This is a genomic window from Peribacillus sp. NPDC097895, from assembly GCF_050277555.1.
GTDB lineage: Bacteria > Bacillota > Bacilli > Bacillales > DSM-1321 > Peribacillus.
In genome coordinates this window covers 173,410-189,321 of record NZ_JBNNSH010000003.1, presented here as the reverse complement: position 1 = coordinate 189,321, position 15,912 = coordinate 173,410, and the positions used below count along the sequence as shown (strand labels likewise).

Genomic DNA, 15,912 nt, shown 5'->3' with positions numbered 1-15,912 from the left:
GTTCATATGGCAGGAAAAGTGATGAAGGTGAACTCTGTGAAGGTGAGGATTCATTATGTAATTTTAAATAAAAAATACTTTTCGAGGTGACCATAATGATTAAGAAATTATCTTTACTGCTTTTGGTTGCAATGCTGGCTGTAGTGGCTGTAGCTTGTGGAGCAGATAAGGAAAAAGAGGAATCAAGCACGAAGAAAGAAAGTGCTAAAAGCGAAGAAATTACAGTTAAGCACCAACTAGGGGAAACGAAAGTAAAAACAAACCCTAAAAAAGTCGTTGTATTCGATATGGGTACTCTTGATACTCTTGATAAATTGGGTGTGGAAGTGGCAGCTGTTCCTCATGATGGCCTTCCAAAATACCTTTCTAAATATGAAGGTACAACTGAAAATGCTGGCGGATTAAAAGAGCCTGACTTCGAAAAAATCAATGAAATTGCTCCTGACTTAATCCTTATTTCTGGCCGTCAAGCTGAAGCATATGAGGAATTAAGCAAAATTGCCCCTACTGTTTTTGTTGGTGTAGATACAACAAAGTATATGGAATCATTTGAAGAAAACGTAACTCTTTTGGGTAAAATCTTTGATAAAGAAGACGAAGCTGCTAAAGGATTGGCAAGTGTTGAAGAAAACATCAATGCTTTGAAAGAAAAAGCTCCAACTGACAAAACTGGTTTAATCGTTCTTTCCAGCGGTGGAAAAGTAAGTGCTTATGGCCCGGATTCAAGATTCGGAATCATCCATGATGTATTCGGAGTACCTGCTGTAGATGATAAATTGGAAGTATCGACACACGGTCAAAGTATTTCTTCCGAATACATTGCTGAAAAGAATCCTGACTACCTATTCGTTGTAGACAGAGATGCGGTTGCCGGTGATGGAGCTGCAGCGAAAAGCACAGTTGAAAATGACATCGTGAAAAATACAAAAGCTTTCAAAGAAGGCAACATCATTTATCTTGACCCTAACTACTGGTATTTATCAGGCGGCGGATTAGAATCCGTTGATGAGATGGTTAAAGAAGTTTCAAAAGGTCTTAAGTAATATAAGGTTAAAGGAAATCCTGTCCTCGATCGAGGGCAGGATTTTTTATTTTTTTATAATAAAGCTGGCTGGAAATATATATACATAACAAGAGTTCAAAAATCATTTGGATTGGACATCATAAAAAATGAGGAAATTAAACGTGTGTATATAACGGCTTATAGCGTCTTCCCATCTCAAGTAGGGGGGGAATTGGACAAGGCTAATATTACACGCCTTTTGTAGGCTGCCAGGGGCTCATTTGAGAGGTATCGAAAGAAAATAAGGACTACATTACACAACCGAGGGCAAAATAGTTTCTTCCTATTATAAGGCCACTTTTGTTTAGAATCATAATGTTCGTTCTTGCATGAATGTTTCAGGAGGGGTTTTGCACTTTTATTTTCAGTAAATATTGTAAAATAGAACCTATAATGGGTTGAAAAATATCCCTTAAGAAAAATCGAATTGACGATACTTTTTTCTTAAGGGTATAAAAGAAATACTTGATGCCATTTAATTTCAAGGAGAGATTAAATTAAAAAAGGAAAAATTTTAAAGAAAAGATATCAATATGGAAATGATGTCGATATTACGCGAACTGGGAGAAAAGAACAAGCTTCAAAACATTTGTTACATAATGGAATTTCAGAGTGTGAGGATCAGTTAGAAAAATGGGGGAGGCTAGGGCAGGCGTTTGTTCTGAAAGGGATTTAAAAGTACGAGGGAGCCAGCAACAATGCAGTTGTCGAATTATCGGGAAAGGAATCCTGGGTATAGCTAATAGCTTTCAAAGATCCGAGAATAATATCTTTACATATTTTGTAATGTGCTGGTGTTTTTATAAAGAGTCGTATATAATGGTAAAAGCCTGAAGGAACTGAAAATAAATTGTGACTGTCAGCCACAGTCGCCCCAAAAAGTTACGGTGATATTTATTGGATTAAGACTTGGAATTCCTATATATTTGTTATAGGTGTACTGGTCATTCGAGACGGGCGAAGCTCTGTTATTTTTTCAAAGGTTTGTTCATAAGCTAAAAAAGTGTTCTGGATATAAGAGGCAGTGATGTGACAAAAGGTGGTTTGCACACTCTTGACTATCGGAAGGAAAGAATGCTATCATAAGTTTTGCGATTTTCCGTCTTTTGTAACTAAGTAAAAATTTATATAAATAAACCACTAGATTAATAGAGGTGAAAGCATGAATAATTTTCTTAAAAAAAGCCGGCATTTATTTGCAGATAACATACTAGGCTTTTTCTTTATTGCGGTAGTTCTATTTTGGATAAAAACTTATATTGGATATCGAATTGAATTTAACTTAGGTCTTGAAAATGGCCTGCAACAGTTCTTACTGTTCATAAACCCGATTAGCTCAGCCATTTTATTCTTTGGCCTGGCATTATTGGCGAAAGGGAAAAAATCGTTTAAATGGATCATCAGGTTGAACTTATTGTTGTCACTATGGTTATTCTTCAATATTGTTTACTACCGTTCATTTACCGATTTCATTACTTTACCAACCTTGACGCAAGTGCAAAATGCCGGGGATTTGGGACCGAGTATTTTAGAATTATTTAAAGCTCATGATGTATTTTATTTCCTTGATACGGTTCTTTTGATTGTATTGTACAGATTCAAAGGCTTTAAAGTGGAAGACTTCAAAGTTAAACGCCGTACAGTTGGAATGGTTTACCTAGCGGGACTTGCAATTTTCGCTATCAATTTGGGACTTGCTGAAAAGGATCGTCCGCAATTATTATCAAGAACATTTGACCGGAACTATATCGTCAAATATTTGGGTATGTTCAACTATACGGTATATGATGCCGTTCAGAATACTAAAACATACGCTCAGCGTGCAACTGCAAATAGCACGGATATCGCAGAAGTGGTCAACTATACGAAGGCAACAAGCGCTGAACCGAACCCTAAGTATTTTGGTGCAGCTAAAGGTAAGAATGTCATCTACCTGCATTTGGAATCCATGCAGAATTTCTTGATCGATTATAAATTGAATGGGGAAGAAGTAACTCCATTTCTAAACTCACTTGCACATGATAAATCAGATTTCATGCATTTTGATAATTTCTTCCATCAAGTAGGCCAGGGTAAAACGGCGGATGCAGAATTCATGCTTGAAAATTCCCTGTTCGGTTTACCACAGGGGGCAGCATTCACAAACAGATCCCAAAATACGTATCAAGCAGCACCAGCGATTTTAGGACAACAAGGATACACATCTGCTGTGTTCCATGGTAATTACAAATCTTTCTGGAACCGGGACAATATGTATAAGTCTCTTGGTTTTAATCAGTTCTTCGATGCAAACCATTATAATATGGAAAATAAAGAGGAAGTACTAAGTTATGGATTAATGGATAAGCCTTTCTTTAAAGAATCGATTCCTATGTTAGAAACGCTTAAACAGCCTTTCTATACAAAATTCATAACAGTATCTCATCATTTCCCATATGCCATGGACCAGGAAAAAGCAACAATCGGTAAACAAACGACAGGCGATGCTTCAGTTGATAATTACTTCCAGACTGCACGCTATGCCGATGAGGCGCTTAAAGAGTTTTTCGATTATCTGAAGGAATCTGGTCTATATGATAACTCGGTAATCGTTATGTATGGTGATCACTATGGTATTTCCGAAAACCATAAAGAAGCCATGTCAAAAGTGCTTGGCAAGGATGTTGGAGCATTTGAGAATGCCCAATTGCAACGTGTACCATTATTGATTCATGTTCCAGGTGTTGAAGGCGGGGAAATGCACCAATACGGAGGACAGATTGACCTACTTCCGACTTTATTGCATCTGTTAGGTGTTGAATCTAAAGATTATGTACAATTCGGTTCGGATTTATTGTCAAAAGATCATAATGAAGTAGTACCTTTCAGGAATGGTGATTTTGTCACACCAGATGTCACTTCCATTAAAGGGAAATACTACGATACGAAAACAGGGGAATTGGTCGAGGAAAATGATGACATCCTCAATTATAAAACGAGAGCTGAAACGATGCTCAATTTATCCGATAAAGTAGTGAACGGGGACTTACTCCGTTTCTATACTCCAAATGGTTTTAAACCGATAGACCCTACTGATTATGATTACACATATGATGAAGAGGGTTCAAAGGAAACCGAGTCCGATAAATAAGGCTTTACGAAAAAGCAGGCAGGAAGCAAAGGCTTCCTGCCTGTTTTTTTTCTGCAAAAGGATCCATTATGCTTTATTGGTCATCATGGCAATATACTTTTTTATTTCTTCAGGCTTTCCTGCATACTTTTCTTCACGCTTTACGTCTTTTAATATTTTATCTTTTGCTTTCATCAGGATTTCGTCACCCATTGCTTGTGGCACGACGACGACACCATCTACATCCCCTATGATAATGTCACCTGGAAATACGGTAACACCTCCACATGAAATGGGGATATTGGTTTCTCCTACACCGACCTTACCACTTGAGGCAACGGTCGTCCCTTTACTGAATACAGGGAAATTCAGGTCTTTAATGGCTTTCAGGTCACGAATGACGCCATCTACTACGAGAGCGCCAATTTCCATGGTCTGCATCATGCCGACAACAAAGTCCCCAGCTATTGCCCGGTATGTATCCCCTTTGCTATCAACGACTATTATATCGCCCGGACGAGCCTCACCGATTGCTTTCAAGACGGCAGAATTATCACCTACGGGCACTTGTACTGTTAAAGCTCTTCCAGCAACATGATATTCTTCTTTTAATGGTTTAATGACCGATTCCAGATTGTTCAATCCTTCCATTGCATCCGAAATGGCGGTGGTGGGTAAATCCCTGAACTGTTGAATAAGAGTATCCATGAATATGATTCCTCCTTGAGAATTTGAATATAGTCTAATTATACACAATTATCACAATTTTCTAATTGAAAGGCGTTTTTTTCAAAAATGATAAATGTGGAGAAAGCGATATATGGAAGGGGAGGGAGGTTCTTCTGACTCCATGAGTTCAAGGCAAATCCCTATTTAATCAAACGATTGATTAAACTTTATGAGACGGATGGTAAAATGAAATCCAGCCTTGGTTGGACATGGACTTTGATCATGTTATATCTGTTTAGAATAAGGGCTTGTAGACTGGATTTCGAAAGCGTTTGGATCATTCATCTCTCTGCAAGCCTATTTCAAAAAACAGAGGGGCAACTTGTCCAAATAAAGAGCGGTTATAAGGATATCATCGAGTATTGGTTTTTATTTTCATGAATGGGGGATACTTTACGCTGCTGTGTGTAGCAGTTCCGTAGTAATATAATAGTTTGTTTCACTCGCCTAGTGTCACCAAGCGCAAAATATCAGTATACCCTATATCCTCTGATACGAATGCAAGTGTAGCGAAGAGGTCTTTAGTGAAACCTGTGTACGGATGATCACTAAAGAGGAATCAACATTCGTCAAAGTAAGAGCAATACCAAGACAGAGGTTGCCAATGTAAGCCAAATTGGACTTAAAATTTCTGGATGAATGATTAAAAAAATGATTCCTGCTATGGTGGCAGCCTGCTGTATGGTTAAGTGTTTAATGAAGTGTATCCCAGCTTTAAAACAGGCTTTAAGCAGAGGCATATGATTCATTTTCATTCCTCCTTTTTCTTTCTTTCAATGATATGACCAGGCATAAAAGAAAATACATGAGGAATCGTTTTCTGCTTAAGTGTTACGGGTATAGTAAAGGTAAATAATGAAGGAGGAATCATAGGTGATTATTGTATACATTAGTCTTGCCCTTTTTATCGGATCAATTATCTATTTAGCTTTTTTTGCTTTCAAAACATTTAAGGAGTCGAAACCGACAATTGAAAATGTGACTGAAACGGTTACGCGCATTCAGGCAAAAACAAATCAGATTAAATCAGAGACAGATCAACTCGCCATGACACAGCATGGAATCACTGAAGATGTACAATATAAAAAAGAGGCCGTACAATATACAGTCGATGCTGCTAAACAAACACCTGAGCCCTTTAAACATATTTGGTTTTCAATTAAAGGTGACAAGTTAAAGCTAAGAAACAGAAGCGATGCATAATAAAATGATTAACAAGAATGGTCCAACAGTAAAATCCAGAATTCTGAATAAACGGAGGGAAAAAAGCCCAGGAGGTTATGATTCATGACCTCTTGGGCTTTTGCTGTAATTGGATGGATTCAAGTGGTTTAGTGTTCGTTGGTTTTGGTGGGAATTATCAGTCTGAAGGTCATTTCTTGTGAATAATCAACCCACTCCTTGCAAATAGTAATGTTAACAATTTGAGAGGAGTGAAAGAATGAATTATAAAGCGATAGTATCAAGTGCGATGATGGTTCTACTGATTACTGGTTGTACTCAGAATAATAAGGAAGGTGCCAGTGAGAATCTTGGTCTGAATCGTACTAATCAGAATAATTATGATAATCCGATGAACGTAAGCGACACAAGGCAAAATATAAATGATAATCAAAATAATGATAATGGTGTAAACGATATGAGGGTGTCTGATGATATCTCAAATCGCGTAGAAGCCTTGAAGGATGTAAAGAGCGCCAGAGTCATTGTGACTGACCATCATGCATATGTAGGTGCTGTGTTAAATGACGGTGCGGATAAAGATGTCTCAGATGACCTGAAAGAAAGAGTTGCTGATGCAGTAAGAGGAGCCGACCCATCTGTAGACAATGTCTATGTGTCGACTAACCCTGACTTTGTTCAAAGAATGGATGGATATGTGAATGACATTCAAAATGGAAAACCCGTTGCAGGATTCGTTGATGAGTTCCGTGAGCTTGTAACACGCATTTTTCCAAGCTCAAGGTAAAAGGTGAAAAATTAAATGAATCAAAAAACCAAAGACTTATCCGGGGATTTCGTAACTCCCGGATGGGTCTTTTCCTGTTTTAAGGAATGAATGAAATAACCATGGGTAATCACATCGGATCGGTTCTATGGATATCGGTATTCATGACTAACTTTATAGAGGGTGGTTACAATAATTGGGTAAGCTAAGAAACTAAAGGACAGGGAATAGGGGTGAAGTAATGAAGTTTTTTAAGGGCAAGGGGGAAACGGATGCAACAGCTTTTCAGAATAATTCTAAGGATTTTTTTGAACTGCTTAAAAAGTTCGAAGCATCCAATGACTTTCTTACCTTCCAATTCCCGAATGAAGATGGGTATACCATTTCCTACTTTAAATCACTAATTAGTGCTCAACAGCTCCACGAACAGGTTTTGGCGGTCATCTCTAATCAACCAAAAAAGAATCTACAACAATTAAAAGACGATATTCCAATGGAAGATATAAAAGAGACAACGGATATAAACGTCATTCAAAGGCTGGTTTTGGCAGGTTCGATCATGATCCGATACAAAAAATCTGATGAAAAGTGTTTGTTGATTCCATGCGGTAACAGTGTGAAAAGGCAAACTTCCATACCTGAGTCGGAATATACGGTCGCTGGCCCTAAGGAAGCCTTTGTTGAATCGCTTGATACGAATTTGAATCTAATTCGTAATCGGCTGCCCATTCCTGAATTGCAGTCCAAGGAATTTCGGGTAGGGAGCATTTCACAAACAAGGTTAGTCGTTCTTTATATAGATGGAATTGTTAACCAGCAGCTCATTGATACAGTCATGCAAAGAATAGATGATATAGATTATGATACGATCGTCGATATTTCGTTTGTAGGCCAGATGATCACCGATAATCGAAATTCGATGTTTCCGCAGCTCATTGATACTGAACGGCCTGACCATTTGGCCAGTGTATTATCGGAAGGGAAAATAGGGATTATGCTTGATGGGTCGCCACATGCATTAATTGGCCCTAACACCATCATTTCGTTTTTCTCGTCATTTGAAGATTATTTTCAAATTTGGAATCTTGGTACTTCATTTCGTTTGATTCGTCTTTTCGCCGTCCTCTTTTCCATTTTATCTTCGCCTCTGTATGTTGCCGTTTTAACCTATCATTATCAGGTGATCCCGACAGATTTGTTGCCCATTTTGATATCCTCCAGGGGAGTGATTCCTTTTCCGCCCATTTTGGAAGCGATCGTGCTTGAAGGAACCATTGAATTACTGAGGGAAGCGGCGGTTAGGCTTCCTGCTAAGGTTGGCTCCACCATCGGTATTGTTGGGGGTATCGTCATCGGTACAGCCGCTGTTGAAGCAGGATTTGTCAGTAATGTCCTATTGATGCTTGTCGCTTTGGCTGCCCTTGCTTCATTTACGTTGCCGATTTACCAAATCAGTAATACGATTCGTCTGATCCGCTTTCCTTTTCTATTTGCAGCTCAATTATACGGACTGTTTGGATTAGCTTTATGCAGTGCATTCATTTTAAGTCATTTATTGAAATTGACGTCGCTTGGCAGTCCATATTTAGAACCTCTTTACCCGTTAAGGTTACCTGACTTTAAAGATAGTTTAATTCGCCTGCCTTTTTCAAAGCAGATTAAACGCCCACAATTTCTGCGGACGGAAGATCGAATAAGGATAAGAAAGAAGGCAAAAACTCAAAACGCTCAAAGTGATATTGATGAATAAGACGTAGAAAGCGGTGAGTAGTATGGAAGTGAAACCAAATGAAACGAAACTAATTTCTCCATTTTTAGTTTTTTTCCTCATGCCCGGAATGCAGATTGGAGTAGGGATATTGGGATTTGAACGGGTCATAGCGAGAGAAGCCGGGCAAGACGCCTGGATATCCGTCATCATTTCAGGATTAATCATAAATATTCTTCTTTGGATGTGCTACAAAATTTTAGGCAAGGGTCCACAAACGCTTGATTTGATCGCCATCCATCAAGATTTGTTTGGTAAATGGGTAGGAAATGGTTTCAATATTTTGTTCATCCTCTACTTTATCTTGATTCCCATCATTCTTATCAGGACTTATTTAGAAGTCATTCAGGTTTGGATGTTCCCTAGTGTTAATGTCCTCATGCTATTGACCATCATTCTTATTCTCGTGTATAGCTTTGTTGTGGGAGGGTTCAGGGTCATTACTGGTTTTTTTATAATCGGACTTATTATCGGATCGCCGTTATTCCTTTTGAATTATTTCCCACTTAAGCATGCCCACTTCGGAAACTTGGGTCCTTTTCTTGATCATTCTTTTTTGGAAATCATGAAGGCCTGTAAGAAAATGACCTTGAATTATCTTGGTTTTGAATTGATCCTGATTTATTATCCATTCATAAAAAGGCGTGAACACTCCCAAAAGTGGGCCCAATTAGGGGTGGTGTGTACAATGTTGATTTACTTAGTAACCATTATTATTTCATTAGCCTACTATCATCAGGAGCAACTGAAGGATGTAATTTGGGCAACTTTGACGTTATGGAAAATTGTAGACCTTCCATTCATTGAAAGGTTCGAATACATAGGGGTTTCCGTATGGCTGTTCATGGTTCTCCCGAATGTTTGCCTAGGGATTTGGGCAGCTAGCAGAACAGCAAAAAGGGTTTTCGGGGTTAGACAGAGGAAGATGCTAGTTTTCATCCTGCTTGTCATATTAGTGTCCTGTTTTTTCTTGGATGACCGCAATAGGATCGATAGGTTTAACACACTCTTTTCACAAATAGGTTTTTATATCATTTATTTTTACCTTCCTCTTTTATTCATATGGCAGTCGATCGTTTATAAAGTAAGGGGTCATAAACCATGAAATTCCATTTGCTCTTGATTACATTAGGTTGCTTCTTAATGACGGCTTGCGGGGTGGAAAAGCAAATATTAGAAGATATTTTAATTGCTGAAATGGTTGGTTATGATGATGCCGGGAGCAATAAAATTAAAGGTACGGTCGTTGTCAACGTTCCTCAGCCTGGTGAGGAAAGTCTGGGTAAGGAGGTATATGAAGCGATCACCCATGATGTAAAGGCAGCTCGTCAGCAAGAAAATGCAAAAACACCATTTCCAATTGCCGGAGGGAGACTGACTGTCATTCTTTATGGTGAAGAATTGGCAAGAAAAGGTTTGAATGATTACGTCGATACATATAGGCGAGACCCAATGGTGGGACGGGATTTGTATTTAGCGATCGTTCATGGAAAAGCGGAGGATTTAGTTAAAATGGAACCGAAATTAATTAAAACTCCAGGGGTTCAAGTAAAAGAGTTGATCGAACAGAATATCAGGACTAATTTACCTGATGTAGATTTGCACAGGTATTTATATGCATGTCATGGTAAAGGAATTGATCCGGTCTTACCGCTATTGGAAACAGCGGAAGAGCGAATACGGGTGAAAGGAATCGCCCTGTTTAAAAGGGACAGGTATATTGGTAAATACATTCCTTATGAGGATGGATTTTTATTCAAAGTCCTTAGTGAAAACTTTAAGCTGGGGAGTTATGAGATTAAATGGAAGGAAAATGAATATACAGAAATCAATAACGTGGAATCAAAAGTCCATTATGATATTTCGAATGCAAATCAAAATCCGAAGGTCAAGATTGAAGTGAATTTAAAAGCGAATCTGCTAGAGGTTCAAGGGTATGACTTGGGCAACCCGGTTGACGTGAAAAAAATTGAAGCTAAAGCAGAACATGTCATGGGTAAAAAATTAAAAGAGATGGTAACCATGTTGCAGGATAACCATGTAGATCCGCTTGCACTTGGTGATATCGCTAAAAGTAAAACAAGGGATTTCAATCTAAAACATTGGGAGAAAGCATATCCTCATATTCCAATTGAAGTAGATTTGGATATTGAAATGATTCAAACGGGAATAGCGGAATAAAAGAAGAATATTCTGAAGTTTTCCTCTTTATAATAGGGGTATTGGTGTAAATGTCAATGCGTTTAAAGAAGGGAGGAAAGGCATGTACAAAACATGGTGGAAAGAGGCTGTTGTGTATCAAGTGTACCCTCGGAGTTTTATGGATAGTAATGGAGATGGGATAGGGGATTTAAATGGAATATTGATGAAACTAGACTATTTACAGGAGCTGGGTGTGAATGTGTTATGGTTCTCACCTGTTTATCAATCTCCTAATGATGATAATGGGTATGATATCAGTGACTATCGATCAATCATGACAGAATTCGGAACCATGGCTGATTTTGAATTGTTGCTGAAGGCCGTGCATGAACGAGGAATGAAAATCATGATGGATCTTGTCGTCAATCATTCCTCGGATGAACATTCATGGTTCAAGGAATCCCGATCCTCAAAAGATAATCCAAAGCGTGATTTTTATATTTGGAAACCTGGAAAGAATGGAGCCGAGCCAAATAATTGGGAGTCCATTTTTAAAGGTTCGGCATGGGAATATGATGAAGGAACGGATGAATATTATTTACATCTATTCAGCAAGAAACAGCCGGACTTAAACTGGGAGAACCCTAAGCTTCGTGAAGAAATCTACAACATGATGACCTGGTGGCTGGATAAAGGTGTCGATGGATTTCGGATGGATGTCATCAACTTCCTTTCAAAAGATCAGAGCTATTCAGATGGAACCGTTCATCATGAAAAGAAGTATGGCGATGGAAGTCCTTTTTTCCTGAATGGCCCGCGTATACATGAGTTTTTACAGGAAATCAATCATCGGGTCCTATCTGGATATGACGTGATTACCGTTGGGGAAATGCCAGGCGTCACCCCGGAGGAAGCGCAATTGTTCACAGGAAAAGATCGTAATGAGCTACATATGGTCTTTCAATTCGAACATATGGATTTGGGGGGTGGACCAGCAGGGAAATGGAGTAACGATAAGTGGAAGCTAAGCGATTTAAAGCGAATTCTATCCAAGTGGCAAACTGGTTTAGAGGGCAATGGCTGGAACAGTTTATACTGGAACAACCATGATCAGCCCCGGATTGTCTCAAGGTTTGGGAATGATGGAAAGTACCGTATTGAAAGCGCAAAGATGCTTGCCGCTTGTCTTCATATGCTTCAAGGGACACCTTATATATATCAAGGGGAAGAGCTGGGCATGACCAATGTTGCATTTGAAAGCAAGGATGAATACCGGGATATCGAAACGTTGAATTCATATGACGAACTCGTCAATTCACATGGCTGGTCTAAAGCGCGGATGATGTCAGCCATCCATGCTCGCAGCCGGGATAACGCGAGGACACCGATGCAGTGGAATGACTCCCGGAACGCAGGATTCACGAAAGGGATTCCTTGGATTAAGGTTAATCCGAATTTTCCCGAAATTAATGCAGAGAGAGCCTACAATGATCCGAATTCCATTTTTCATTTTTATAAACGTCTTATCCAACTACGCAAACAGCATGAAATCATCGTTTATGGCCGTTTTGAACTGCTCTTGCCCCATGATGAACGAATATTTGCCTATACGAGAACGCTTGATGATGAAAAGCTGCTGGTACTATGCAACTTTAAAGAGGAGCAGGCCTCCTTTTCTTTGCCAGAAGAGCTACATTCCTATTCTAGTACAAGGCTGATCGGCAATTATGAACAGGAGGAAGAGGGGATCTCCATCAAACCTCTGCGTCCATATGAATGTCGTGTTTATCATTTGAAATGAAAAAAGTCCATGGTCTCCTTCATTTGAGGAGACCATGGACTTTTTACGTATTATTTTGATTTAAGATCACATTCCTCAAGGGGAATGATTTTCGTTTTGTGCTTAATTTTATAACCGAACCATAGGACGAAGAATAGAATCAAGCCAATGTAGGAAACGAACATTGAATTCCAGTCAATCCCGTTGCTGCTGAAAGCCTGATAGCCTTGCCCAATGATAATGATAATACATAGAACAAGTGCGAATATTGGCCCGAATGGGAAGCCTTTGGCCCTGTATGGTAAAGCATTCAAATCAAGGCCTTGAGCTGCGTAGGCTTTGCGGAACCGATAGTGGGCAAGAGCTATCCCGACCCATGTTACGAATCCAGCCATACCTGAAGCATTCAATAACCAAATATAAACGACACCATCTCCGAAAAATGAAGCTAAGAATGCAACGCAGCCAACTAAAGAAGTTAGGATAAGTGCATTCACGGGTACTCCTCTTTTATCTAACTTTCCAAGGAATTTCGGCGCTTTCCCATCACGTGCCAAGTCCCAGAGCATACGAGTTGAAGCGTACATGCCAGAGTTACCGGCAGAGAGTACGGATGATAAAATGATCGCGTTCATGATGGATGCTGCAAATGCAAGGCCAGCACGTTCAAATACGAGCGTGAATGGACTGACGGCAACATCTTGACTCAATAAACGTGAATCAGTAAACGGAATGATCATACCAATTACAAAAATGGCAAGGATATAGAATAAAATGATACGCCAGAAAACGGATCTGATCGCTTTTGGGATATTTTTTTCTGGATCTTCGCTTTCACCAGCCGTCACTCCAAGCAATTCCGTTCCTTGGAACGAGAAACCGGCAGCCATGAAAACGCCTAAGATCGTGAAGAAACCACCGTTAAAGGGGCCATCGCCCATAGTGAAATTTGAAAAACCAATTGGGTCATTCCCACCCATGATTCCAAGAATGATCAGAACCCCAGTGATCAAGAAAATGACGACTGTCACGACTTTGATCATAGCAAACCAGAACTCGGTCTCGCCAAAACCTTTAACGGACATATAATTAATAAGAAACATAATGATTAACGCGATGCCACTCCAGATAAAGGAAGGACTATCAGGAAACCAGAACTTCATAATTAAGACAACGGCTGCCAATTCGGCGGCAATGGTGATTGCCCAGTTATACCAGTAGTTCCAACCAATCGCAAAGCCGAAAGATGGATCGACGAATTTGGAAGCATAAACACGGAATGAACCGGCTACCGGCATGAACGATGCCATTTCTGCGAGACTTGTCATTAAATAATAAACCATGATACCGATGACCGCGTATGCCACCAAGGCACCGCCAGGTCCGGCCGAATGAATCGCACCGCCACTTGCTAAAAATAAACCTGTTCCAATCGTTCCACCTAATGAAATCATCATTAAGTGCCGCGCTTTCAGGCTCCTTTTCAATTCAGTAGGGCTTGATGCTTTTTGTGAATTTGACAATTGATGTTACACTCCTTTTTATTGGAAGGGAACGAAATATAAAAAAACAGCAGTCGAAAAAGATCGACGGCTGTTTATAATAAACCCGTTTATCCTTCCGAAGATAGCTCCCCACGCTTTTAGAAAAAACGTGACAGTGATGTTCCTGTTCGGTAACACCGCCAGCAAGGATATACATGGAATATACCCAAACTTCGGCAACTTATCCTTTCAAACGGAGTCTTGAATTTTCCAGAATCTCGTCCGTTTTACTTTTATAAGCTGCAGCCTCTAACTCATCGGTAAATGAGGAAGTATTCAATTTTCTTAAATCGTCGCGCCAGCATAGTTGACGTCGTACGATCTTACTCAAGATATTCTTGAAATCGTTAAATGATTGCTAGTAATTGAGTAAACTTTACTATATCAAAATTATAAAATATTCTAATAGATATCGCAATCATTATTTTATGTGGTTATTTTTTCCTAGTTCTAAAAGGATTGGAAAAAGGAAATAATCAAATTGCGACATACAAAAATAACATTAAACGGTCTTTCTTTTTATAAGGGCGTAGTCCAGCTTCACATGTTTGATTACTTCAGGATTCTCAAATAGATCCACTGCCATTTTCCCGATCCATTCCAGCGGCAAGGAAATGGTCGTGATGTCAAGCAGCTCACTAAGGCTATCATTATTGAAGCCGAGGATGGCGACATCGTTTGGAACTGTTATTCCCGATTTCTTAGCAGTAAGAATGAATCCTGCAGCCGTGTCATCATTAGTGATGATGAGGGCTTCCGGTTTATCCATCATCGAATTCCACTCCTGAAACAATTGTTCACCGTCTTTGATGTGATAGCTTCCTTCAAACAGCCATTCTTTATTGTTTATAAGTTGATGATTTCTCATGATATCATTAAAGGCCTTTGTTCGAAGAAAACTGTTCCTGCTCTTTTTACGGCCGAGACTGTAACCAATTTTCTTATATCCTTTAGCAATCACGTATTCAAGGGCACAGGAAAAGGCTGCATAATGATCTATGCTGATCGACGATAACTCAGCCTGGGCTGTATCTTCACATAAAATAATCGGACCGTATCTTTGATAATCCAATAGGACTTTCATTTCCGAAATTCTTGAACAAACGATAATGCCATCAAGTTGCTTCATTTGCAGCATATTCAACGCCTGAATTTCTTTCTCTCTTTCATAATGGGTTTCAAAGATGACTATATGGCAGCCTATTGCGTTAGCCTGCTTAGTAATTCCGTGCACGATTGCCCCGTAATAGGGGTGATTGGTGAAAGGGATGATAATGCCGATAAGATTCGTTTTTCCCTTTGAAAGATGAATGGCATTGATGTTTCTTGAGTAATTCAAGCGATCGATGGCTTGTAAAACGCTCTCTCTTTTATCAGGGCTTACATATGGATGATTATTCAATACGCGAGACACTGTTGAGACAGATACACCTGCAAATTGAGCGATTTCTTTAATATTTGTCATGGGATCACCGTTTTTTCTTTTTTTATATTGTATCGTATGAAACCCATTTCAGAGCAAGGGAGCAGAATAAGGCTACTGAAGGTTTTTACAGAAAGGGTCTTGTTCTGGTATGGGTTTCATCCTTTAAGATTGGTTTAAGTCTTAGAGGAGGAGGAAATCATGATGGTCCAAACTTTAATCAGCCTGATTGTACTTTGTGGTATCGAATTGGGATTGGCGTACTTGGCAATATCTTTGAAGCCGGAAAAATGATGGAGCAGTACAAGCTTGATACTACTATGAAAATATCCCCCTTGAAACAATGCGGGATGCCCGTCTTGAAATAATCGTACATTTATTTGAAGATAAAAGTCCTTAAGCACGG

At 39.3% G+C, this 15,912-nt stretch carries 12 protein-coding genes and 1 riboswitch; of the genes, 8 read left to right on the top strand and 4 right to left on the bottom strand.

The features are described 5' to 3' along the window. The first annotated feature begins 98 nt into the window (after positions 1-98). Positions 99-1,043 (top strand): siderophore ABC transporter substrate-binding protein, encoded by a 945-nt coding sequence (locus ACQKMH_RS17225; protein ID WP_427588998.1) that lies wholly within the window; start codon positions 99-101, stop codon positions 1,041-1,043. Positions 1,044-2,225: 1,182 nt separating this feature from the next. Then, positions 2,226-4,193 carry an LTA synthase family protein gene (locus tag ACQKMH_RS17220; protein ID WP_427588702.1) on the top strand — a complete coding sequence of 656 codons (1,968 nt, stop codon included), beginning with the start codon at positions 2,226-2,228 and terminating at the stop codon, positions 4,191-4,193. A gap of 66 nt (positions 4,194-4,259) precedes the next feature. Here the strand turns inward: ACQKMH_RS17220 and ACQKMH_RS17215 are convergent, their stop codons facing one another. Both ACQKMH_RS17215 and ACQKMH_RS17210 read right to left on the bottom strand, forming a co-directional pair. After that, positions 4,260-4,880 (bottom strand): RraA family protein, encoded by a 621-nt coding sequence (locus ACQKMH_RS17215; RefSeq protein WP_427588701.1) that lies wholly within the window; start codon positions 4,878-4,880, stop codon positions 4,260-4,262. Positions 4,881-5,470: 590 nt separating this feature from the next. Further along, on the bottom strand, positions 5,471-5,650 hold the full coding sequence (locus ACQKMH_RS17210) for a hypothetical protein (protein ID WP_230161936.1): 180 nt from the start codon (positions 5,648-5,650) through the stop codon (positions 5,471-5,473). A 124-nt stretch (positions 5,651-5,774) separates the two neighbouring features. Here ACQKMH_RS17210 and ACQKMH_RS17205 point away from each other — a divergent pair, with 124 nt between their 5' ends. From ACQKMH_RS17205 to ACQKMH_RS17180, 6 genes are all read left to right on the top strand, one after another. Next, the gene (locus ACQKMH_RS17205; RefSeq protein ID WP_427588700.1) at positions 5,775-6,104 is read left to right on the top strand and encodes a DUF948 domain-containing protein; all 330 of its coding nucleotides are present in this window, start codon (positions 5,775-5,777) and stop codon (positions 6,102-6,104) included. Between the two features lie 238 nt (positions 6,105-6,342). Next, entirely contained in the window at positions 6,343-6,870 is a 528-nt protein-coding gene (locus ACQKMH_RS17200) for a YhcN/YlaJ family sporulation lipoprotein (RefSeq protein WP_427588699.1), read from the top strand. A gap of 220 nt (positions 6,871-7,090) precedes the next feature. Continuing rightward, entirely contained in the window at positions 7,091-8,599 is a 1,509-nt protein-coding gene (locus ACQKMH_RS17195) for a spore germination protein (protein ID WP_427588698.1), read from the top strand. Between the two features lie 22 nt (positions 8,600-8,621). Further along, on the top strand, positions 8,622-9,722 hold the full coding sequence (locus ACQKMH_RS17190) for a GerAB/ArcD/ProY family transporter (protein ID WP_427588697.1): 1,101 nt from the start codon (positions 8,622-8,624) through the stop codon (positions 9,720-9,722). Beyond that, positions 9,719-10,798: a Ger(x)C family spore germination protein gene (locus ACQKMH_RS17185; RefSeq protein WP_427588696.1), complete on the top strand. Its 1,080-nt coding sequence runs from the start codon at positions 9,719-9,721 to the stop codon at positions 10,796-10,798. Before ACQKMH_RS17190 ends, ACQKMH_RS17185 begins: the two co-directional genes overlap by 4 nt. Before the next feature lie 82 nt (positions 10,799-10,880). Further along, a complete protein-coding gene (locus ACQKMH_RS17180) occupies positions 10,881-12,560 on the top strand; it encodes a glycoside hydrolase family 13 protein (RefSeq protein WP_427588695.1) in 1,680 nt (559 codons plus the stop codon). A 50-nt stretch (positions 12,561-12,610) separates the two neighbouring features. Here ACQKMH_RS17180 and ACQKMH_RS17175 read toward each other — a convergent pair whose 3' ends face one another. Both ACQKMH_RS17175 and ACQKMH_RS17170 read right to left on the bottom strand, forming a co-directional pair. Then, complete coding sequence (locus ACQKMH_RS17175; protein WP_427588694.1) at positions 12,611-14,062, bottom strand: amino acid permease; 1,452 nt, start codon at positions 14,060-14,062, stop codon at positions 12,611-12,613. A gap of 96 nt (positions 14,063-14,158) precedes the next feature. Further along, a riboswitch (Lysine riboswitch) is annotated at positions 14,159-14,343 on the bottom strand. Between the two features lie 242 nt (positions 14,344-14,585). Further along, complete coding sequence (locus tag ACQKMH_RS17170) at positions 14,586-15,548, bottom strand: LacI family DNA-binding transcriptional regulator (protein ID WP_427588693.1); 963 nt, start codon at positions 15,546-15,548, stop codon at positions 14,586-14,588. Positions 15,549-15,912 lie beyond the last annotated feature (364 nt).

What these genes read in the sequence shown, in the direction of transcription:
- ACQKMH_RS17195 (WP_427588698.1), top strand. Translation starts at nt 7,091, where the DNA reads ATGAAGTTTTTTAAGGGCAAGGGGGAAACGGATGCAACAGCTTTTCAG.
- ACQKMH_RS17210 (WP_230161936.1), bottom strand. Translation starts at nt 5,650, where the DNA reads ATGAATCATATGCCTCTGCTTAAAGCCTGTTTTAAAGCTGGGATACAC.
- ACQKMH_RS17220 (WP_427588702.1), top strand. Translation starts at nt 2,226, where the DNA reads ATGAATAATTTTCTTAAAAAAAGCCGGCATTTATTTGCAGATAACATA.
- ACQKMH_RS17190 (WP_427588697.1), top strand. Translation starts at nt 8,622, where the DNA reads ATGGAAGTGAAACCAAATGAAACGAAACTAATTTCTCCATTTTTAGTT.
- ACQKMH_RS17215 (WP_427588701.1), bottom strand. Translation starts at nt 4,880, where the DNA reads ATGGATACTCTTATTCAACAGTTCAGGGATTTACCCACCACCGCCATT.
- ACQKMH_RS17170 (WP_427588693.1), bottom strand. Translation starts at nt 15,548, where the DNA reads ATGACAAATATTAAAGAAATCGCTCAATTTGCAGGTGTATCTGTCTCA.
- ACQKMH_RS17200 (WP_427588699.1), top strand. Translation starts at nt 6,343, where the DNA reads ATGAATTATAAAGCGATAGTATCAAGTGCGATGATGGTTCTACTGATT.
- ACQKMH_RS17180 (WP_427588695.1), top strand. Translation starts at nt 10,881, where the DNA reads ATGTACAAAACATGGTGGAAAGAGGCTGTTGTGTATCAAGTGTACCCT.
- ACQKMH_RS17185 (WP_427588696.1), top strand. Translation starts at nt 9,719, where the DNA reads ATGAAATTCCATTTGCTCTTGATTACATTAGGTTGCTTCTTAATGACG.